This is a genomic window from Cyanobium sp. WKJ7-Wakatipu, from assembly GCF_024345355.1.
Taxonomy (GTDB): Bacteria; Cyanobacteriota; Cyanobacteriia; order PCC-6307; family Cyanobiaceae; genus Cyanobium_A; species Cyanobium_A usitatum.
In genome coordinates this window covers 13233-35105 of record NZ_JAGQAY010000026.1, presented here as the reverse complement: position 1 = coordinate 35105, position 21873 = coordinate 13233, and the positions used below count along the sequence as shown (strand labels likewise).

Sequence of the window (21873 nt, the reverse complement as noted above, 5' to 3'; positions counted from 1 at the left end):
TTGGAACTCAGGCAGCGAGAGGCCTTTCTGAAACTGGACGGCACTGCGCGACATGGGCTAACTGGTATATGCGTACCAGTCTATGCGACCAGTTCGCCCTGTGCGGAGTGAGCTGGGTAATCACGTCCAGAGATGCACCAGACCAAGAAGGGCAACCAGTGGTATTTCGGTATGAAGGTGCATATCGGTGTAGACAAGGACTCCGGGCTGATCCACTCGGTTGAGACCAACTCGGCCAATGTGCACGACATCACCCGAGCAGCCCAGCTACTGCATGGGGATGAGGAGGTGGTCTACGGAGACGCCGGATATCAAGGAATTGAAAAGCGAGCAGAAATGGCTGGCAAGAGCACAACATTCCGGGTTGCCATGCGGCCTGGGAAGCGGAGGGTCTTGCCAGATACGCCCGACGGCAGGTTGCTTGATTTAGTAGAGACGGCCAAGGCACACATCAGGGCCAAGTTTGAGCACCCATTTCGTGTGATCAAACAACAGTTCGGGTTCCAGAAGACCAGACTGCGTGGTATCGCTAAGAACCACTGCAAAGTCAATGTTCTGGCAGCGCTCACGAACCTGTATCTCGCTCGAGCCTATCTACTAACCACGGGATAGGCGCAGTATTGGTGTGTCTATAGGGCTCGATTTGGGACCAGAATAGGCACAAAGTTGCTCTCAAAGAGTAAGAAGAAGGTGAATTAGAGCTGGATCACCCAGAAATCCACCTATCTGCAAAATTGCTCTGTTCTGCCAGCGTGAAAGCCTCGTTGATCAGAGGTTCCTTAGGTATTACGCGCGGGCTACCCATGTTGCAATTTCGAGGGTGTGGTGCTTCTAGGGTGAAACCCCGGGTCACTTCCTAAACTCTTGTATTCAAGAAGAGCTATTGGATGACCATCATGCGATGTAAATGGTTTTGCTGATGTAGAGCTTACTACCGCCTTTGCTATGTGCGAACTCCGCCGTAATGGGAGTCATGTTTAACTGAGGACCGTCCTTCGCACGAGCGACACCTATCGCATCTCCGGCCCCGGCAGGCTGGTCGTCATCAGACCCCAGAGAACCCCCACCCCTCAGTTCCATGGCCTACCGCCTGATCACCCCCACCCAGCTGGCCCTGTTTAGCCGCAGCCCCGTGATCGGTGCCTGGTGGGAAGAAACCCATGCCACGAACCCCCAGCGGGCTCCGCGACCAGAGGCCAAGGCCCTTGATGAATTGCTGTTCGCTGCGGGCCTCAAGCACGAGGAGCTTCTGGTTGAGCGGCTCGAGGCCGACGGCAAAACCGTTGCCAAGCTCGTCGGCAAGCAATGCGATTCCGACTACGCAGCCACCGAAGCGGCCATGCGCTCCGGGGCTGACTACATCTGGCAGGCATCGCTGCATAACGACGAGCTGCGTGGCTCAGCCGACCTGCTAGAGCGTGTCGATCAGCCGTCACTGCTTGGCTCATGGAGCTATATCCCAATTGAATGCAAGCTTTCCAGCCACCCCAAGCCGATCTACTTGGTACAGGCTTGCGCCTACTGCGAGCTTCTCGAGCCGATCCTGGGCCACAAGCCCGATCACTTCAAGCTTTACCTAGGCGGCAAGAAGGGCACAGAACAGTTCCAGCAGTACCCCAGAAAGGATTTCTGGAGCTGGTACGAACTGCTACGCCAGCGCTACCGCGATTTTCGGGCCAGCTTCGACGCTAGTAAGGAGCCTGAGGATGCACCTGGTGACCATGGCTTATGGGAGCCGTTCATCACTGAACGCCTAGAGGCCAAGCGTGATCTGATGCTGGTGGCCGGTATGCGTCAGAACCAGCGCACCAAGTTACGTGCAGCTGGTATCACCACCATCGAGCAGCTGGCCGCCCTGAAAGAAACCGAGTCTGTTTCCAAGTTGGCTCCAGCCATGCTCGCTCGGCTGCGGGATCAGGCTCGTATTCAAGTAGCTTCTGCATCCAAAACCGACGGTCGCCCTGCGCACGAGGTGCGGCCGATTGAGCAGCAGGCCAAGGGGCTGGCCATGCTTCCAGCACCAGATGAGGGTGACATCTGGTTTGACATGGAGGGCTTTCCAAATCCGATCAACGGCGAAAAGCTCGAATACCTTTTTGGCGCCTGCTACCGAGACGAAAAGGGCGAAATCCAATTCCAGCCTTGGTGGGCTCACAACAGCACAGAGGAAAAGCACGCCTTTGCTCAGTTCGTTCTATGGGTGCAGCAGCGCCGCGCCCACTACCCCAATCTGCACGTTTATCACTACGCCAGCTACGAGAAGACTGCTCTCAACAACCTGGCCTCCCGCCATCAGATTCACCAAGCGCTGATTGATCAGTGGTTGAGGGACGAGCTGCTCGTGGATCTCTTTCCGATCGTGCGAAACGGCCTGCTGGTTGGTGCACCTAGCTACTCGATCAAAAAGGTGGAGCGCCTCTACGGCAACGCCCGTACCGAGGAGGTGGAGAGTGCGGCTGATTCAGTGGTGCAATACGCCGAGTGGCGTAAGTCCACTCAGCCAACGGTGCCCGGCAAGGCCGCCGGCCAGAGCCCATTGCTGCAGGATCTCCAGGATTACAACGAGAAGGATTGTCAGGTCACCGAAGGGTTGCACCGCTTCCTGCTCAACCTGCCAGAGGGGCAGCAGATAACCCCCCGGGCCAATAAGTGGGATACAGCAGCCAAGGCGGAAGCGGAGGAAAAGGAGACCAGCACCTACCAAAAAGATCTTGAAGTGGCGGCGTTCGAGCTGCTGGCTGAGCTTGGCGATCAAGCGCCAACAGCCAAGACGAAATCCAAAAAACAGCAGGCCGTGGATGTCGATGGCGACGCCATCGGCCCGCGAGGCATCAGCCGCCGGCTGCAGCGTTTGCTGGGCCAGCTGATCGACTTCTACGAGAGGGAAGGCAGGGTCGAATGGTCGGAGTTCTTCCGCCGGCTGCAGATGACTCCAGAGGAACGGGAGGATGACAGCGAAGTGATCGCTGCTGCCCAGCTGGAAACGGTGGAGCGGATCAAGAACTCCTTTGGCTTCCGCTACCGCTTCGATGCAAGCCAGCCGCTCAAACTGGCCGCCCGCGAGGGTCGCAACCCACGCTTTGCCTTGGTGCCGCTGCTGCTCGATGGCACGCGCCTGCTGCCCCTAGATCACTTGTTAATGGCCGATGGCAAGGCATGGAGCGCTGAGGGCTTGCTTGAGGAGAACCAGCCCGATCAAGTAACCATGAAAGCCACCGGTGATCTGTTGGCAAAGGCGGTGAACCTCAGCGGCAACGAGCTGCCGCAGGCAGCCGATCTTGTCCCTTTGCCCAAGCTGATCTACCGGAGCATGCTCAAGGATCTGGTGCGTCAGGCCCAGGGCTGGGTGGGCGAGGGGACACCGCTGCCGCCGGCACTGCTGCATCTCTTGGAGCGCCGCACCATCCCCGAACTCGAACCGCTGAATCAGCGCGTCCGTCAGGCACCGAGCACAACTGCTGCGGAACTAACAGCCTTCTTGAAGGATGCCGATGGCCTGGGGCTATGCCTCCAGGGACCACCCGGAACCGGCAAGACCACCGTCACCGGCGAGGTGATCGCCCAGCTGGTGCAATCCGGCCAGCGGGTGGCGGTGAGCTCCAACAGCAATGAGGCAATCAACAACGTATTGCGCAAGGCGCAGGAGTGTCTTGATGAGCTCGGCAGCAATGACTTGGTGGTGAAGGCCTCAAGTAGCGCCAGCCATAAAGCCGATGTGAAATCACTATCTGGCACCCGCGCTCAGGCCCTCAAGGAGGCCGACCTGCCGGACGACCCCGCCGTGCTTGGCGGCACGGTGTTCACCCTGGTGAAGGAGGCCTACGACGGGGCGCCCTTCGATCTACTCGTTATTGACGAGGCCGGCCAGGTGTCGTTGAGCAACTTGCTCTACATGAGCAAGGTGGCGCGCAACATCCTGCTGGTGGGTGATCAGCAGCAGCTCAGCCAGCCATGCCGAGCTGATCACCCCGGCGAGAGCGGTCTGAGCTGCCTCGACTACGTGATGCAGGATCACGCCGTGGTGCCAGCCGATCGGGGTGTATTTCTTGCCACCAGCTGGCGTATGCCGCCACCGCTCACCGAAGTGGTGTCAGAGCTCTTTTATGAGGGCCAATTGCAAGCTGCCTCCTGCAACACAGCCAACCAGGTGCACTGGGATGGCCCAAAGCAGGGGCTCGTGTTTGAGGCGGTGCCCCACAGCGGCAACAGCACCCTCAGCGAAGAAGAGGTGGAACACATTGCTGCTCTAGTGGAACGTCTGCATGGCCAGCCCTACCAGCGTGCCCGGCTCGTTAACGGCAAGATGACTACTGAGAACGGGGAGCTGGGTCGCGAGGAGATCCTGATCACCGCTCCCTACAACATGCAAGTGAATAGCCTGCAAAAGCGCATTGGCCACAAGGCGCGAATCGGCACCGTAGATAAATTTCAGGGCCAGGAAGCCCCTGTTGCGATTCATTCGCTTACCGCTAGCGATGGCGAAAGTGCTCCCCGTGGTATTGACTTTTTGCTCGATCCAAACCGCCTCAACGTGGCGACCAGCCGGGCCCAGTGTCTCTCGATCGTGGTGGGTTCCCCAGAGCTTGCCACCGGAATCAGTAACAGCATCGCCAATGTGCAACGCCTTAATCGGTTGTGCAGCGTGATGCAAGCAGCTATTACCTAGAGAGTGAAAAATAATGGCAATCACTATTTACTGGTGCCTCGAGCTTCATTGCACTGGTTTCCAGCAGTTGCTTGTAGAGTCTTCGACGAGATAGTCTGCGAAAGGGCGAATGCGGCCTACAGGAGAGCCAGAAAATGGTGCACTCAAAACGGCCACGGACTTGTCCACTTTGACTGCATAACGGCGATCGCTCACTACAAAGCCAATAAAGAGCTCTACACCTTGCGCTTGTAAAGTCAAGAGAATCAGGATAGTCAGACTGCACAACACTCATGAAGCCATCTCAACTCTCTAGCTACCTCAACCATCTCGTCAGCGCAAAGCTACAGATCAGCACGATGGTCTGGGGGCCGCCGGGAATCGGCAAATCCAGCATCGTCGCCCAAGTGGCACAGGAATCGGCGATGCAATTCATCGACCTTCGCTTGAGCCAGCTGGCTCCCACCGACCTGCGCGGCCTGCCAGTGCCAGTGCCACCGGCAAAGAATGAAACCGCCGGCACCTCCACCTGGTATCCGCCCGAGGTTTTGCCAAGAGAGGGCAAGGGAATCCTTTTTCTCGACGAACTCAACATGGCTCCACCTGCGATGCAGGGCGTCGCCCAGCAGTTAATTCTTGATCGCCGTGTTGGCAGCTATGTCGTGCCGGATGGCTGGTTCCTCTGGGCAGCTGGCAATCGCAAGGAAGATCGCGCCTCAGTGTTTGAGATGCCCGCGCCATTAGCCAACCGCTTCCTACACCTCAGCGTGGAAGCCGATTTCGACAGCTTCAAGAGCCATGCGCTCGAGCGCGGCTTCTCTGAGCAGGTGATTGCCTTCTTGGGCTATCGCCCCACCTTGCTACACAAGCTGGATCACAAGACTCCATCCTGGCCTTCGCCACGCACCTGGGAGATGGCTAGTCGACTGCACCAAGCGAATTTGCCAGTTGATGCTGCCGTAGGGGAAGGAGTAGCCGCAGAATTTCGCGCTTATCTAGCCGTCTACAACGAGCTGCCCGATCTTGATGCAATCGTTGCCGGGAAAGGTGGCAAGATCGCATTTCCAAAGGAAGCCTCAAGCCGCTGGGCAACCACCACCGGACTCACTGTGCGCTCGCAGAAGCCACCCGAGGTGCTGGCGGTGTTCCAGTGGTTGATTGCCAAGGCCAGCGAGGAATGGGTGCAGCTTTACGCCGCCGATGTGGTGAACCAGTTCCAGCGCCGCAAGCAGCTGGCCAACCTCGCCAAGGTCGTGATGAAAGACCCAGCCATTCTGAAGTACCTGACCCACTACAGCCAGTTGATTAACCAGTGAGCCGCACCGCCGCCCAGCTCAGTGATCTGATCAGTGCCACCCGCATCCGCCTAAGGCGCCATTCGCCCTTCTTTGCAGCGCTGGCGTTGTTTGTGGATGTGCGTTTCACCGAGGAGGTGCCGGTCGCAGCCACCGATGGCCGGCTGCTGTTCTTCCACCCCAACGGCTATGGAGACCTGCCGCCGCCAGAGCGCGACGCGGTGTTTCTGCATGAACTGCTGCACGCCGCCCTGCTGCACCCCAGCCGCCGCGGCGTGCGTGAGCCGGAGCTGTTCAACATCGCCGCCGACATCGTCGTTAACGGGATGGTGGCGGCCGAGAAAAGCATTGCCCTGCCGAAAGGCGCAATCCGCGACACCAAGCTCGAGCATCACAGCGTCGAGGAGATCTACGAGCTGCTGCAGAAGAACGCCAAGAAAAAGCAGCCCAAATTGCCACTGGTCGATCTACTGAAGCCTGGATCAATGGGTTTGGGAGCCGAGCAAGAGAAAGGAGAGGAAGGAAAGGGAGGAGAAGAGGGGGAGGGGAAGGAATTCGGCGATTGTAGCAGCCACGATCCCGCCGGAGAGCTGCATGACCTCCACGACCGCAGTTTCCTGGAGGCCCACTGGAAACAGGCAATCCAGCAGGCCAAGGTGCTGGCCAGCAGCCAGGGCCAGGACAACCTACCGGCAGGGATACTGCGCCATCTTGGTGAGGTAGCTGATCCTCAAATTGACTGGCGATCACAGCTTTGGCGGTATCTTGTGCGTACCCCAACAGATTTCAGTGGATTTGATCGACGCTTTCTACATCGCGGCCTTTATCTCGATCACCTTGAGGGTGAAAGTGTGCAGGTATTTGTCTGCATTGACACCAGCGGCTCGATCGACGATGAGCAGATGTCATTGTTCATAGGCGAGGTAAACGGCATACTCTCCTCCTACCCGATGCTCGATTGCAGACTCTGGTATGCCGATGCCGAATGCTACGGGCCTTATGAAATCGGGAGCGTGCACGAAATCCCTCAGCCGGAAGGCGGCGGCGGCACAGACTTCCGCCCCTTTTTTCAGGCCGCAATGGAGGCCTGGAGCGGTGATCAGGAGGCCATTTGCGTTTACCTCACCGATGGCTACGGCGATTTCCCTGAGGAAGCACCCCGGCTGCCGGTGCTTTGGGTGATCGTGCCAGGTGGCCTGCAGAGCGAAGACATCCCTTACGGCGAAATCTCCCGCCTCATCTGAGATTTATGACAAACCTTTTGCTGAGCCTTGCCACCACGCCAGAGCGCGCCATGCGCCTAGTTGCATTAGCGCTCGATCTCCACGGGCCTGATAACAAGGACGTGATGCAAGTGCAGGTTTGTGCGGAAGGAGTAATCACCTTCAGTGAACTTGAGTTGCCTGGATCCAATCACGAACTCATGCCGGAGCGCCGCTTTCAATCAGTCAGGGTTTGGCTGAATGGCAGCGTTGACCGTGCTGACCTGATCAAAGAGTTTTGCTTACAAGGGGGAAAGATCGCCTCCTCTGCGGAGGCTGCCCATCTGCTGGTGGCTGATCCCCAGGAATTGGCAACCGTTGAAAAGCTCTGGCCACGAAAACTAGTCATTTCTCTGGCTGAATTTGAGGCCCGGCTGATTGTCGATAGCCTCCGTCCTATCCGTGTAAGTACCGGCGCTCCGGGCGCACTTCCCAAGGCCCTGCGCGGGATCTGGAATCAGCTCAGATCAGGAAGCGTCATGCAAATCATTGACGGGCTCAATGCATTCAGCGACTTGGCAGCAGTTGATGGGAGAACCGCTGAAATAATTCTGAAGGAGGTGGGCGTGAACGCGGACACAGGAACCCTGATTTTAGGCAACCGCTTCCAACGAGCCAATGAAGCAGCCAATCCCCATTTGCTCTATGCCCTGCTGGGTCTGCTCTCCCGCTCCCAAAAAGACAGTCGTGGAGCCCTGCTTCGCCAGGCTGTGAGGAAACTAAAGCAGGCTGTCCCTCCCTGCCTGAGCTCAAGGGATTCACCGCCCTGCAGGAGCTAGATATCGATCTCGACTACTCATCTTACGATCCAGATGGAGCCGTTAAGGCAGCGATCGCCGAACGCTTTGATGCCTTGCCTGCCCTAGAGAACCTCAGGATTTATCAGTGCTACAACCTCGAGATCACCAGCCTTGATGGCCTCATCGCCCCCCGGTTGCGGAAGCTGGATGGCGCTGGGCTTGGCCTCACAAGCATCCAAGCACTCGCCGGTTGCACCGCCCTCGAAGCGGTCAGCATCGAGGGCAATGAGCAGCTTGGCGATATCTCCCCCCTGCAGGCATCAGTTGCATCGCTGAAGCAGCTGGATTTCTCCCGCACAGCCGTTAGGGATCTATCAGTGCTCGCTCAGGCCGGTGAGCTGGAGGAGCTTGATTTTGGTTGTTGTCCCAAACTCACCAGCCTCAAAGGGCTGGAGACGCTGACGATTACTCAGGAGCACACTTTCTCGATCAATGGGCTCAAGAACCTGACGGATCTGCAGTACCTTCCAAAGCTAGGCAGCGCCGATCTCAGAATCTCGGAGCTCGACGAACTGACGTCCCTCGAGGGAATTGAGTGCGCAGCTGATCAGATCACATCGCTGTATATCGATACCATGCCCAAACTTAAGGATGTTGAAGCTTTGCGTAAGCTGCAACGCCTTGAAACACTAAGCATCTCCAACTGTCCCCAGCTCTCCAGCCTGGAGGTAATTGGCGAGCTTTCTGCTTTATGGACAGTTGATTTCAGAGACTGCAAGAGGCTTACAAAGCTCACAGCCGTCTGGCCAGTCACTCTGGCGAGCATCGCCGTTGAGACTTGTCCGATCACCCAGCTTGGGTCTTTACCTTCTACTTTTAATGGCAGCTTAAACCTGGCTAAATGCAGCAAGCTCAAGAGCCTGGAGGGAATCGAAGCCTGCACGGGCCTGCAGGAGATCACGATCAGGCCCTCCGTTACCGATCTGCAGGCCCTGACCGGGCTCCCTGATGTCGTTATCCATATCGACTGCTCCGACCGCTACGCCGAGCGCACCCTGCCAGATGCCTTGATCAACGCCCTGGCGGCTTTGCCGCAGTGCCACCTACGAATCAGCAACGGCAATTCGTGGGGTATGCGGATCAATAACCCTGAAGTGCTCAGCCGGATAACTCACCTGCGATCACTCGATCTATCCGAGTGCGATCTGGACGACCTGCTGCCGGTTATGGGGCTGAGTGAGCTGGAGCTACTCAAAATCCTGCCACGCTCTGAGCTGAGTAAAAAACTAGGCGGCTGCACTTTTGACACCCCTGGGCAGGTGGCAAAGTTGCAGCTTCAGCTGCTTGGAATGGGCTGAATGGCCATGACCAACAGCAGCGCCGCTGCCTCCCGCTTTGTGATCAAGCATCTCCAGCTGCAGCAGCTGCCGGAGCTGATCGGCGATCACACCACCATCACCGTGGCATTTGAAGCGATGGCCGTCTATGGCGACAGGCTCAGCAGCGATGGTTCGGCGCTTTATCAGGCGGTACTGCGCGCATACCTGCCGGGGCGGGACATAACGGCGCTGATGGCAGCCACCAGCCATGAGCAGCTGGTGGAGCGAGATCTGAGCGAGAAGATCAACCCCCCGCTTCCGCCGCGTGCAGGAGGCCTGCATGGAACTGTTCCGGCGGCACTGGAACCAGCCGGACAACCCTGTGGGCAGCTATGTCGACACAGTGCTGGATCTGGTCACCCTCTTCTCCGATGCGATGGAAGTGGAGGAGGAGCTGGATGACAACTTGCGCGCGGCCGTCCCCAAAGGTCTTGCCCTTGCTGCTGAGCAGGCCAATGCCGGTGCGGTGCTGCTCCCGGGCCTTACGGTCTTGGTGACAGCGGCCCAGGCGCGCGAGCCCTTTGCAGGAGCGGCATCAGCACCACCAAAGCCGCAGAGCGACGAACCCACCGCCACCCAGCGCCGCAGCGATGCCCTGCTAGCGGAGCTCGATGGCCTGATCGGGCTTGATGCCGTGAAGGGCCAACTCCGGCCAGGCCGCCCTCAAGGTGCAGCAGGTGGTGAAGTCAGCCCTTGGGGGCGTGGTGTTCATCGATGAGGCCTACAGCCTCAGCAGCGGCCAGCTCCTTCTGGGCGCGCTCCTCAACAACCGCTGTGATTAGCCTATTGCTAGCAGGAGGAGCTTTAATCTGTCCATTTTGGATTTGGTGTCAAAGGTGCAGCCACCGATGGCTTTGCTGAGCTTGGAGCGCGGCGCAACCTTAAAAAAATCCAGCTCGTGAAGAGCCAATGCAAAACCGACATGATCAATCGATTCTAAGTCAGATAGATCAAGAGCACTTAGATGTGGAATCCGAGAAAGTGACTCCAGGCCAAGAACATCCAGACTTTTCGAGTTATCAGCAGAATTGAAGCCCATAATCTTTAGCCTGAGACCCGGCACGGCAAGCAATGCATTCAATAGATCATCACTGAATTGCAAGCAATCTGGCTTGACATCTGCAAAATCAATGCATAGCCACGTGTTGGGGATACTGGAGATTGCCTTGAAGTCGATGGCATGCGGGCCAACTCTTACTTCAAGGAGATGCTTGCATGACTCAAGTCCATTTAGGTCGTGCAGGCCAGAACAGCTAACGAGGTTGAGCCTTTCCAGGCAGTGCAGACCAGACAGAGCGCCAACATCTCTTACCCCTGTATTCGACAGATTCAGATCACTTAGTGAATTCGCGGAACCAATGAGCGGGCCTAGATCTTCGAGTTCGTGGTTGTGACTTAAATCCACACTGTGAAGGGCTTTTATCACCTCAAGTCCCTGGATAGAACGCAGGCCAATGCCATTTGCTTTGAGTGTTTTTAACCTGCGTGCAGGAAGCCGCTCCAGGCTATCAAGCCTATAGCCATTGCCAGCGCTAAGCACAAGCTTTTCAAGAGAAGGAATCGGATCAATCCGAGCGTCAAGCGCATAAGGAGCGGGTCGCTCACTGCCGCCCTTAGGGCAATCGATAAAAAGCCTTAAATCCGCAAGGTTATCGAATCCTCTTAGCTCTGGAATGGCCGGGCAGACTAGCTCAAGAGAATGGATCGCGCGTTTCAGCTCCTCTCCACGGCCTTTTCTCGGCGCACGGGACAGCATCCCGAGCAAAGCGTAAATAAAGTAAGGATTGGCTTCGTCCTCACAGGCGACGAACTGGCCCTCGCTCAATATATAAACAACTCCACCGGATGCAATAGACTGCGCGTTAATGCCAATTAACTCAAAGATTTTGTCCGCAATAACGGGGCTCTCCTGCACAACCTCGCTGAACATTGCCAGGCCTTTGTCGATGTCAAGAATGCTTCGTTGGCACAACAGATTCCACGCTGGAAGCAATGGCCTCGGGATCGAACCACGATCAAGATGGAGGGGGTCAAAGCTCACTTTATTCAATTAGAATAGACGAAAGATCTCAACATAATAGATCGAGTGGGGGCGATCTGGCACGATCACCCAGAGCTCAGGCAGCTGATTCCTGTGTTCATACTCTGATCAAGAGCTGGCAGTCATGCTCAGCGATACGGGAGACACGACCTGTCTAATGCTGAAGAACGGAGCATCGGATGCACATTTTGCAGGGCGCTATCGCTGCTGATCCCTGCGCCGCCTGCGCCATCAGCGGAACTGCTGCACATGGCCGAGAACACCTGCTTCACCAGCAGGTCGCACTCCTCCATGTAGTCCCGGAAGGTGCTGGAGAGGAACACCCGGATCTCGCGGGATTCGGCAGCCGCCGGCAGGGGCTCAGCCATTGGTGTTATGCAGCATCTGCATAGTTTCCACAGGAGATCTAAGGGATGGGCTGAACTTAGAACGATTGCTCGCACCAAGGCCCCATTCCACCTGCGAAGCACAGTGCGGTGATCAAGTCAGCCTGCTGGTGTTGTTAACACGTATGTCAGAACGCTGGGCATTGATCAGACGGCGCAGCCCTTCACGGCGACATGATTGGGGCGTTGCAGCCAGCTCGCAAGCCATGCTCGGCTGAGTAGAGGGAGCCTGTGGCTTGTGTTAGTCGATGGCGGGGTTTCATGCATTTTCTGCATAGAAAACTCACCTATGATTGGCCTTAGCGTGGAACAAAGAATTCCTTCCAGGTCGCTGCTTCGCTTCACCCCGATCGCTGCCCTTCTCATGGCTGCCCTGCAGCAGCCGGCAGCGGCCCAATACGTGCCCCCCAATCCCGGTAGCTGCGGCAGTGGCTTCACCTATTCGGCCGGGGTGTGCGTGCCCCGCGGTGGTGGAGGCAATGCCTACCAGCCGCCCAGGCCCGGCAGCTGCGCCAGTGGCTTCACGTACTCGTCCCAAATGTGCGTGCCCCGTGGCGGTGGCGCCGCCAACGCCTACCGGCCACCTAATCCCGGCTCCTGCGCCACTGGTTACATCTACTCGTCCCAGATGTGTGTGCCGCGCCGCTGAGGCATTCAGAGGCCCTGGCAGTTGCGGGATGTGGAGGCATCCACCAACCCCTCCACTGCCTTGGGCTGCTTGCGGAGTTCATCACCGGTGCGTGCATCGCGGATGAAGCTGCGGGCAAAGCCCCGCTTCACTTCACCGTTGCGCTCCAGCTCGCAGACGGTAATAGCGATCCCCGCACCCACTCCATACCAGTAGAAGCCCCGATCCCGGTTGGTGTAGCCCTGCACTTGCCCCTGGCTGAGCACAGGCAAGCCACCCGAGAGCACAGTCAGCAGGGCGGCGATGGTCATTCGCAGGAGCATTACTGCCTTTCCTTGCGGCTGTTTGCATGATGACTGGATCAGCTCAGCAGGCAGCCACTCCCATGCGATCCATGCAGAACGCGCATCGCCTGATCACTCCCACCCAGCTGGCGCTGTTCAGTCGCAGCCCTGTGATCGGGGCCTGGTGGGAGGAGCTGGATGCCAGGAAACTTTTTCACGACAGCCGCCCTGAGGGCTCCAGCCTCGATGAGCTGCTGCAGGAGCAGGGCCACGAGCACGAGGGAGTGCTGCTGGATGCACTTGACCAGGCCCACCAGGACGTTTACCGGCAGATCCCCTTCAACAAGGGCGGCCCGCCGGTGCAGCACGACTACGACGCCACAACGGCTGCCATGCGGCAGGGTCGCCAGTACATCCACCAGGCCGCACTCCACAACGACGAACTGCGCGGCTGGGTTGATCTGCTGGAGCGGATCGATCGGCCCTCAGATCTGGGCGACTGGAGCTACATCCCGATCGAGTGCAAGCTCTCCAGCCACCCGAAGCCGATCTACCTGGTGCAGGCCTGTGCCTACTGCGAGTTGCTGGAGCCGATCCTGGGCCACCGGCCCGAGCAGTTCCGGCTCCATCTCGGTGGGGGTGCCGGCCAGGACACTTACCCCAGCGAGCGTTTCTGGAGCTGGTATCAGCACCTGCGGCGCCGCTACCGGCAGTTCATCGCCGGCTTCGATCAGCAGCAGTGCCCGGAGCACGCCCCCGGCGACCATGGCCGCTGGGATGGCTGGATTGAGCAGCAGCTGCAGCAGCAACGCGATCTGGTGCTGGTGGCCGGCATGCGCCAGAGCCAGCGCAGCAAGCTGCGGGCTGGGGGCATTGCCACCATCGATGAGCTGGCGAAATGGCCAGCCGATCAGAAGGTTCCCGATCTCGACGAAGCCACCCTTCTGCGCCTACGGGAGCAGGCCGCCATCCAGCTGCAAAGCGAAGCCTGCCCCGGTGAACCGCCCCGGTTCGAGGTACGCCCGGTCGAGCAGCAGGCGCGTGGGCTGAGCCTGCTGCCCAGGCCCGATCCCGGCGATGTGTGGTTCGACATGGAGGGCTACCCCAACCCGATCAACGGCGAGCAGCTCGAATATCTCTTTGGGGCCTGCTACCGCGATATCAACGGCGAGGTGGCCTTCCAGCCCTGGTGGGCCCATGACAGGGCTCAGGAGAAGCAGGCGTTTTCCGACTTCATCAACTGGGTTGAGGAGCGCCGCGTACGCCACCCCGGTCTGCACGTCTACCACTACGCCAGCTACGAGAAAACGGCCCTCAGCAACCTGGCCAGCCGCCACCAGATTCACCAAGCCCGCATCGATGAGTGGCGCCGCGAGCAGCTGCTGGTGGACCTCTACCCAATCGTGCGCAACGGCCTGCTGATCGGCGCCCCGAGCTATTCGATCAAGAAGGTGGAGCGGCTCTACAGCCCGCCCCGCCAGGAGGTAATTGAGAGTGCCGCCGATTCGGTGGTGCTCTATGCCCAGTGGCGTAAATCCGGCGAGCCGCATGCACCGGGGCGCACCGCAGGTGGTAGCCCCCTGCTGCAGGACCTCGAGGACTACAACCGCCGTGACTGCGAAGTCACCGAGGGCCTGCACGGGTTTCTTTGCAAGCTCCTGAAGCAGCCGGAGCACTACACGCTGTCCAGCTGGACCTCAACCGATCCGGCAGAACCGCCCGCCGAAGCACTGTTTGTGCGCGACCTGGAGGCGGCGGCCCGCCAGCTGCTCGATGAGCTTGAGAGCACCGAAGCTGAGCCGGAGGCGATCGGCCCCTGGGGCATCAGCCGCCGCCTGCAGAAGCTGCTGGCCCAGCTGATCGACTTCCCCGAACGGGAAGCGAAGGTGGAGTGGTGGGAGTTCTTCAACCGGCTGCAGCTACCGCCGGATGAACGGGAAGCCGATGGCGAGGTAATCGCTGCCGCCTGGCTGCACAGCCAGCCCCAATCGCTTCCCCGCAAGATGCAGGAATATCACTACCGCTTCGACCCCGCCCAGCCGCTTAAGCTCGGGGTTGGCCTGAAGGGCAGCGACAGCTTTGTGCTGCAGGAATTGGTGATCACCACCGACGGCCGCCTCGCAGCGGGCCAGGTGCTGATGAAGGGCGAGCGCCCCCTGGAGGTGACCGGCTATTTCGATGCCACCGACCCAGCGCTGGTGAAGGTCCGCGTCAGCGAAACAAACCTGGACCAGATCAAAGCGGTGGGTTGGGCTAGCGGGCTGCCGGCCCGGGCCGATCTGATCGCCCTGCCGGCCAATGTGATCAGCCGCTGCCGCAGCCATCTCGAACGCATCGCCCGCCGCTGGGTAGACGACAAGCAGCCTCTGCCACCACCGGTACTACATCTGTTGGAGCGGCGTTCAGTGCCGCAGCTGCCGGAGCTCAATGCCGTGATCAGTGATGAACCCCAGCGCTCCGCCGAACTCTTAGGGGAGCTGCTGGGCGATGCCGACGGGGTGGCACTCTCCCTGCAGGGACCGCCTGGCACCGGCAAGACCACCGTGACCGCCGATCTGATTGCCCGGCTGGTGATCAAGGGTCAGCGGGTGGCGGTGAGCTCGAACTCCAATGCCGCCATCACCAACCTGCTGCGGCGTGTGGCGATCCAGCTAGAGGCCTCAGGCAGCAAGGCACGGGTGGTGAAGGCGAGCAATACCACCAGTGAAAAGGCCGACCTCGCCGCACTGAGTGGCACCAGGGCCGAGGTGCTGAAGGACCCCGGTGAACCGGAGGTGCTGGGCGGCACCGTGTTCACCTTCGTCAAGGAGGCCTATGACGACACCAGCTTTGACCTGCTGGTGGTGGATGAGGCGGGGCAGGTGTCGCTCAGCAACCTGCTCTACATGGGGCGGGTGGCCCGCAACATCCTGCTGGTGGGTGATCAGCAGCAGCTCTCCCAGCCCAACCGCGCCCACCATCCCGACGACAGCGGCCTGAGCGCCATCGACTACATGATGGAAGGGCACGCTGTCGTACCGCCCGCTCGCGGTGTGTTCCTGTCAACCAGTTGGCGTATGCCGCCGCCGCTCACCGCTGTGGTGTCGGAGCTGTTTTACGAGAACAAGCTGCAGAGCGCCGCCTACAACTGCGCCAACCGCGTGCTCTGGTCGAGGCGGCAGCAGGGCCTGCTGTTTGAGCCAGTGGAGCACCACGGCAACGGCAGCCGCTCTGAGGAGGAGGTGGAGCGGATCGCCGTGCTGGTTCAGGAGCTGATCGGCTGCCGCTACCAGCGCACTGCCGTGATCAATGGCGAGCGGCAGCTGCTGGAGGGCGTGATCAGTAGCGACGACATCTTGATCACGGCGCCCTACAACCTGCAGGTGAACCGGCTGCGGAGGCGTCTTGGCAGCGGCTTCCAGGTGGGCAGCGTCGATCGCTTCCAGGGTCAGGAAGCCGCGGTGGCGATCTGCTCGCTCACCGCCAGCGACGGCGATGCAGCACCACGGGGCCTCTCCTTCGTGCTCGACCCCAGCCGCCTCAATGTGGCGATCAGCCGGGCCCAGTGCCTCTCGATCGTGGTGGGTTCACCGGCCTTGGCCAGTGGCATCAGCCGCAGCATTAATGAGGTGCACCAACTCAGCCGGCTATGCCGGCTGATGGACCTGCAGAACACAGATCTCTGAGCCATGAGGACAGCCCCTACAAACCAAAGCCTCGGGCTGTTTGCCCATTACCGCCCGGTGGTGCTGGCGCTTCCTGCTGGAGGCTGTGGTGCCGTAGCAGCGTTTCTGGGCACCGAATCGGTGGACGCCCTGGTCATCCAGCTAGAGGCTGCAGGGCTGCTCTATCGCCATCAGCACTGGGGAGCCGCCGTGAGTCAACTGCTCCACGCCGAGCTCGATGAGCCAATGCTTAACGGCCTGCCTGAGCAGCTCTTCCGCTGGAATCCAGAGGCCAAAGTTGTCGTGGAGCCCCTCAGATTGGTGCTGAACCAGGGTCTGAAAGAGGAAAGTCTGGAGCTGGACGTGCGATTTCGCAGCGATCACGCGTTGTTGGCTGGCCCCCTGGCCACACCAGCGCTGGTGTCACGTTTGCGCGATCAGGGCAATCTCTGGTGGAGCACCGGTAAAGGAGATCCAATTGACGGCCGCGAGCAGGGCAGCATGGATTCAGGTGATGAATACGCCTGGGCTGAAATCATTGCGGCGATGGGGCTCACCGATGTGAGTCCTGCGGAGCTGGTGATCGCTCTTGATGAATTCGCAGATTGCGCCATTGACTTCCGTTACAGCGACTCATTTCTAGAGGCAATGGCCTTGGAGCTGGGCATGCACACTGAATATCTGGAGGCCTGGCAGCAGGAGGGTTGCGGTGTGATCACCAATGTCGGTGATCTGAAAATCCAGGGTTACTGCTGATGGCCATCTCGACGCAGCAGTTCTGTGCAACCTGGCGCCAGAAGATCGGCACCATTGATCCATGCGAACCAGATGCCCGGCAGAGGCTTAATACGGCCTACAGCGCCCTGGTTCAGGAGTTGCGAGGGCAGGCCAATAATCCCGATATATCGATGCGGCAGCTCGAGCGTGGGGGGTTGCAGGCCTGGATCGCAGCAGGGCTTGATCGCGACCTTGCCAAATCCGTGCTGAATGCATTGTTGCCGGTTTACATCTTTGATGATGAGCAGCTTCTCTATGTGGCTAAGTCCCAGTCAAGTTCGTATGAAGATGCCTGCTTCCTGGATGCCGATCCGATCGCAGAAATATTGCTGAAGTTGCCAAAAACCAGGTTGGTGGACAAAGGCATACGTGTTGAGTGGAACACCCTCTACCCAGATGATGTTTACAGGCGGCTCGCTAAGCATCGCAACAGCACTCCCAAAAGCCAAGTGGCCGGATGCCTGCATACGCCGCTGGATTTGCTGGAAGAACTATCAAAGTCGACGAGCAATGAAATTATCTATCCCCTGGCGCGCAATCCCATGACGCCAATACCTGTACTAAGAGATCTGCTGAGCTGGAGCGGCTGGGGCGCAAAGAAAGCAACGGGTTATGTCTATAGAAATCCAGCCTTTTTGCAAGGAGAAGCCTGGCAGCTGATGGAGATGGGCCGCGTGATGACGGCAGTGGATCAACGCAAGCGTGCCGTGCTCGATGCGATTCTGGATCTGCTGGAGGCCCACGAAACGATCGCGGAATCCCTACGGCTGTTACTCCATGCCCGCCTTTTCCCAACTTGGCGCCAAAAGCCAGATCATCTGCGTCAGCAGATGATTCAGGGGGCTTCCGCCAATCACGATGTGCTGATGGCTGCGGCTTGGAGCTGGAGTCGGGAGGAGAGACTCGCAGTAGCCCGCTCTCCCTTTGCTCCGCAGCAGGCTCTAGACAAACTCTGCCGCGACGGGCTAGCGAGCATCCAGAACGCGGCTTGTAAAGTGCGCAGCCATAAGATCACTCCATAGAGGTAGTCATGTTCAAGGTTTTCGTCAGCCACTCCAGCATCGACAAGGAGCTCGTAGACGCCCTGCGCGAGCTGATCACGGCAGCCTTCAGCGATGAGGTGGAGATTAAGTACTCCACCGCCAGCGTGGCAGCGGGTGGAATCGCAGCCGGCCAGAGCTGGCTGGAGTGGATTCACCACCAAATCCGCGATAGCGATCTCACCATTGCCCTGCTCACCCCCCTTTCCCGCTCCAATCCTTGGCTGATATGGGAAGCCGGAGCGGTGAGTGGGCTGGGTCTTTCACGCGGAATGGGTATTCCCGTTGTGCCCCTCATGTATGGCATTCGCCAGGAGGAGGTGCCCAGCCCTCTCGGCCAACGTCAGGCCAAGTCTGGAACCGAATTCGAGGACATTCACGATCTGCTGGAGTCGCTCCGGCTGACAGGGCAGCTCTCTTACACAAGTGATGTCGACCTACCTGCTCTGATCACGACTTACTTGACAGCCGTGAGGAAGATAGGCATCCCGCGGATGTACGACGTGTTCATCTCCTGCCCGATGAGTAGCATCGAAGACATCAAGGAATATAAGCAGATGCTTGATGGCATCAAGAAAATAGATGCCATTATCCGTGAGGCAGGGCATTCCGCCTATTCAGCGATTCTGCGCATTGGCAACAGCCGTTCCATGGATCCGGAACACATCGCGGCCAAAACCGACTTGGAGGCACTTACCAAGAGCCGCAGGTTTCTGATGATTTATCCTAAGCAGGTGGTGAGCAGCTGCCTGCTGGAAGCCGGTTATGCCTTGATCAGCCACATCCCCTCCACTTACTTCGTCCGCAGCGATGAGGATCTGCCCTACATGCTGCGAGGAGCTGTGGAGGCCTATGGCAGTGCAAACCGCTTTGTCTACCAGGATCCAAAGAAGATCCCAACGCTCTTTGCCAAACACTTCGATGAGATCATTCAGGCCTGAGTGATGACAATAACTGCCCTTGAAGATGCAAGCTTGATCAAGCAGATCTGTGATCGTGAGCAGCTATTGCTCGCAGTGGCCGAGAGTGTGAGCGTTGGGCACCTGCAGAGTCTGCTAGCAGCTACGCCAGGCGCCTCAACATTCTTTCGTGGTGGGGCAACCACCTACAGCATTCATGAAAAAACCAGGCTGCTGAAGGTAGATCACAGCCATGCCGCGTCCGTGAACTGCGTTTCACAGCGCGTGACCTCAGAGATGGCGAGAGGCATCACTGAGCTCTACGAAGTGCAGATCGGCGTAGCCACTACCGGCTACGCCGAGCCCATTTCGGGTCCAGACTCATCAGTGCTTGAACCTTACGCCTACTACGCCATCTGGGATGGCGAAACTAGGTCTTCTGGCTTGATTAAAGGGGAAGCGGGTGATAGAGTGGCCTGCCAGGAGTTTTATGCAAAAACCGCCTTACGCAATTTATGCGTCTACATGGAAACCCGCTACGGATTAGGGTGATATCTATTGACATGCGACTGAGATCCTCCCGGTGAGCAATAACGACCAGCGCCTGCTCGAGTTGAGCAAGCTGCTCAACAATGCAGCCCACGCCTACTACGTGCTTGATGCACCACTAATGGAAGATGCGGTTTATGACCGCCTCTACCGCGAACTGCTGGAGCTGGAGGAGCAATACCCCGAGCAAATCACACCTGACAGCCCCAGTCAAAGGTTGGGCGGCGCCCCAAGCGATGGCTTCTCATCAGTGGAGCACCGCATCTCGATGCTCAGCCTCGACAATGCCTTTAGCGACGAAGAGATCGAGCGCTGGCATCGCCGCCTGCTGCGGGAGCTCGACCTAGAAGAAGGCACCGATCTGCCAATGGTGTGCGAGCTCAAGATTGACGGCAACGCCCTAGCGCTCACCTACGAGAACGGCTTGCTGGTGCGGGCCGCCACCCGCGGTGATGGCAGCCGGGGCGAGGAGATCACCACCAACGTGCGCACGATTCAGTCGATTCCGCTGCGTCTACAGATGGAGGATCCGCCTGCCTGGGTGGAGGTGCGCGGAGAAGCATTTATTCCTGACGACACCTTTGCCCAAATCAATCAAGAGCGGCAGGCCAATGAGGAGCCGCTATTTGCCAACCCCCGCAATGCCTGCGCCGGGACCTTGCGCCAACTCGACCCCAAGGTCGTGGCTGCCCGCCGTCTCGACTTTTTTGGCTACACGCTGCACCTGCCGGATGATTACCCAGTAGCTCAGACCCATCAGTGGGGCTGCCTGGAGTGGTTGCAGCAAGCAGGGTTCCGGGTAAACCCCAACGCCAGGCTTTGTGCAGATCTCCCTGCGGTGCAGGCCTTTACAGCGGAGTGGGAGCAGCAGCGCCATGGACTCCTTTATGCCACCGATGGCGTGGTGGCGAAGTTGGATTCCCTGGAGCTGCAAGACCAAGCGGGCTTCAATGCCAAGGCGCCGCGCTGGGCGATCGCCTTCAAATACGCCCCAGAAGAGGCTCCCAGCCGGTTGCTGAGAGTTGTAGCTCAGGTCGGCCGCACCGGAATCGTCACCCCCGTAGCGGAATTCGAGCCTGTGCCGCTGGCTGGCACCACCGTGGGGCGGGCCACGCTCCACAACGCAGACCGCATCACCGAACTCGATCTGCGCGAGGGCGACACGATTGTGGTGCGTAAGGCCGGCGAAATCATCCCCGAGGTAGTTCGAGTAGTCACCGAGTTGCGGCCTGCGGGAGCGCCAGCTGTACAGCTACCTGATCACTGCCCCGCCTGCGGATCTGAGCTGGTGCGGGCTCCAGAGGAAGCTGCCACTCGTTGCATCAACAACTCCTGCCCGGCCCAGCTGAAAGGCGCCATGCGTCAGTGGGTGAGCCGTGCAGCCATGGATGTGGATGGCCTGGGCACCCGCACGATCGCGCTGCTGGTGGAGCGCGGGCTGGTGAACACCCTCAGCGACCTCTATCGCCTTGATGCGGCAACGCTGGCGTCGCTGGAGGGGATGGGCGAGCGCTCAGCAGAAAAGCTGATGGCGGCCCTTGAGCAATCGCGGCAGCAACCCTGGCATCGCTTGCTATTTGCGCTGGGAATCCGCAACATCGGGCCGGTCAATGCCAAGGCCCTAGCAGCGGCGTTCCCATCGGCGGCAGCGCTGGCAGAGGCCGCCCTTCACGATCCTGAGGTCCTGCTGGCCACCTATGGCATTGGGGCTGAGATCGCCGAAGCCCTGGCTGAATGGTTCGGCAATTCAACAAACCAGGGACTACTGCAGGAGTTGCAGACCCTTGGCTTTTACCTGGAGGCACCGGAAGCCATCGCTGGCGATGCGTCTGGCGATGGAGACAGCCCCAAACCCTTGGAGGGCAAGACGTTTGTGTTGACCGGCACCCTCCCAACTCTGAAGCGCAACCAGGCTCAGGAGCTAATCGAAGCTGCCGGCGGCAAGGTGAGCGGTTCGGTGAGCAAGAAAACCAGCTACTTAGTGGCCGGCGAGGATGCTGGCAGCAAGCTCACGAAGGCTGAGCAGCTGGGTGTAGCCATCCTCGATGAGGCGGCGCTGCTGAAACTTCTTGCTTCTGGGGTCGAAGGAGCACCCCAGTCATGAGCCCCACCAGACCCCGCAAGTTCACCGCCCGCCAAGAGGAAACCTCTGTCAATGGCATGGTGGCGGAATATGACTCACTGGCGCTGCCCAACGGCGCATTGCGATCTGAGAGGCTTGAATATCTCAGTGTGGAAGAGATCTACGAGATTCTGCAGAAATAGAACCCAGCTTCCAGACCCGAGCTGCCTACTCTTTGGGTG

17 protein-coding genes and 1 pseudogene are annotated in these 21873 nt (G+C 59.0%); 15 read left to right on the top strand and 3 right to left on the bottom strand.

Going from position 1 to position 21873, the window contains the following annotated elements:
- Window positions 1-126 precede the first annotated feature (126 nt).
- The 7 genes and pseudogenes from KBY83_RS12335 to KBY83_RS12305 form a co-directional block, all read left to right on the top strand.
- Window positions 127-612: pseudogene (locus tag KBY83_RS12335) on the top strand (IS5 family transposase); the annotation flags it as partial.
- 466 nt (window positions 613-1078) lie between these two features.
- Window positions 1079-4666 carry a TM0106 family RecB-like putative nuclease gene (locus KBY83_RS12330; RefSeq protein ID WP_255019793.1) on the top strand — a complete coding sequence of 1196 codons (3588 nt, stop codon included), beginning with the start codon at window positions 1079-1081 and terminating at the stop codon, window positions 4664-4666.
- 272 nt (window positions 4667-4938) lie between these two features.
- A complete protein-coding gene (locus KBY83_RS12325) occupies window positions 4939-5961 on the top strand; it encodes an AAA family ATPase (protein ID WP_255019792.1) in 1023 nt (340 codons plus the stop codon).
- The gene (locus KBY83_RS12320; RefSeq protein WP_255019790.1) at window positions 5958-7184 is read left to right on the top strand and encodes a DUF2201 family putative metallopeptidase; all 1227 of its coding nucleotides are present in this window, start codon (window positions 5958-5960) and stop codon (window positions 7182-7184) included. The genes KBY83_RS12325 and KBY83_RS12320 overlap by 4 nt, the downstream gene beginning before the upstream one ends.
- Before the next feature lie 5 nt (window positions 7185-7189).
- Window positions 7190-7981, top strand: coding sequence for a hypothetical protein (locus KBY83_RS12315; protein WP_255019789.1), 792 nt, complete (start codon window positions 7190-7192; stop codon window positions 7979-7981).
- A 74-nt stretch (window positions 7982-8055) separates the two neighbouring features.
- Window positions 8056-9300 (top strand): hypothetical protein, encoded by a 1245-nt coding sequence (locus tag KBY83_RS12310; protein ID WP_255019788.1) that lies wholly within the window; start codon window positions 8056-8058, stop codon window positions 9298-9300.
- 301 nt (window positions 9301-9601) lie between these two features.
- A complete protein-coding gene (locus KBY83_RS12305) occupies window positions 9602-10039 on the top strand; it encodes a hypothetical protein (RefSeq protein ID WP_255019786.1) in 438 nt (145 codons plus the stop codon).
- Between the two features lie 60 nt (window positions 10040-10099).
- On the opposite strand, the gene KBY83_RS12300 is transcribed toward KBY83_RS12305, so the two are convergent.
- Both KBY83_RS12300 and KBY83_RS12295 read right to left on the bottom strand, forming a co-directional pair.
- The gene (locus KBY83_RS12300) at window positions 10100-11251 is read right to left on the bottom strand and encodes a hypothetical protein (RefSeq protein WP_255019785.1); all 1152 of its coding nucleotides are present in this window, start codon (window positions 11249-11251) and stop codon (window positions 10100-10102) included.
- A 239-nt stretch (window positions 11252-11490) separates the two neighbouring features.
- Window positions 11491-11730 (bottom strand): hypothetical protein, encoded by a 240-nt coding sequence (locus KBY83_RS12295; RefSeq protein ID WP_255019784.1) that lies wholly within the window; start codon window positions 11728-11730, stop codon window positions 11491-11493.
- A 382-nt stretch (window positions 11731-12112) separates the two neighbouring features.
- Between KBY83_RS12295 and KBY83_RS12290 the strand changes: the two genes are divergently transcribed.
- The gene (locus tag KBY83_RS12290; protein ID WP_255019782.1) at window positions 12113-12397 is read left to right on the top strand and encodes a hypothetical protein; all 285 of its coding nucleotides are present in this window, start codon (window positions 12113-12115) and stop codon (window positions 12395-12397) included.
- 5 nt (window positions 12398-12402) lie between these two features.
- On the opposite strand, the gene KBY83_RS12285 is transcribed toward KBY83_RS12290, so the two are convergent.
- Complete coding sequence (locus KBY83_RS12285) at window positions 12403-12699, bottom strand: hypothetical protein (RefSeq protein ID WP_255019780.1); 297 nt, start codon at window positions 12697-12699, stop codon at window positions 12403-12405.
- A 71-nt stretch (window positions 12700-12770) separates the two neighbouring features.
- On the opposite strand from KBY83_RS12285, the gene KBY83_RS12280 reads away from it, so the two are divergent.
- From KBY83_RS12280 to KBY83_RS12250, 7 genes are all read left to right on the top strand, one after another.
- The gene (locus KBY83_RS12280; RefSeq protein WP_255019778.1) at window positions 12771-16325 is read left to right on the top strand and encodes a TM0106 family RecB-like putative nuclease; all 3555 of its coding nucleotides are present in this window, start codon (window positions 12771-12773) and stop codon (window positions 16323-16325) included.
- 3 nt (window positions 16326-16328) lie between these two features.
- Entirely contained in the window at window positions 16329-17060 is a 732-nt protein-coding gene (locus KBY83_RS12275; protein ID WP_255019777.1) for a hypothetical protein, read from the top strand.
- Between the two features lie 152 nt (window positions 17061-17212).
- Window positions 17213-18103, top strand: a complete 891-nt coding sequence (locus KBY83_RS12270; protein ID WP_255019776.1) for a hypothetical protein — start codon at window positions 17213-17215, stop codon at window positions 18101-18103.
- Between the two features lie 8 nt (window positions 18104-18111).
- Entirely contained in the window at window positions 18112-19062 is a 951-nt protein-coding gene (locus KBY83_RS12265) for a toll/interleukin-1 receptor domain-containing protein (RefSeq protein ID WP_255019774.1), read from the top strand.
- A gap of 3 nt (window positions 19063-19065) precedes the next feature.
- Window positions 19066-19572: a CinA family protein gene (locus KBY83_RS12260; protein ID WP_255019772.1), complete on the top strand. Its 507-nt coding sequence runs from the start codon at window positions 19066-19068 to the stop codon at window positions 19570-19572.
- A gap of 31 nt (window positions 19573-19603) precedes the next feature.
- Window positions 19604-21673: an NAD-dependent DNA ligase LigA gene (ligA, locus tag KBY83_RS12255; protein WP_255019771.1), complete on the top strand. Its 2070-nt coding sequence runs from the start codon at window positions 19604-19606 to the stop codon at window positions 21671-21673.
- Window positions 21670-21834 (top strand): hypothetical protein, encoded by a 165-nt coding sequence (locus KBY83_RS12250; protein WP_255019770.1) that lies wholly within the window; start codon window positions 21670-21672, stop codon window positions 21832-21834. The genes ligA and KBY83_RS12250 overlap by 4 nt, the downstream gene beginning before the upstream one ends.
- Window positions 21835-21873 lie beyond the last annotated feature (39 nt).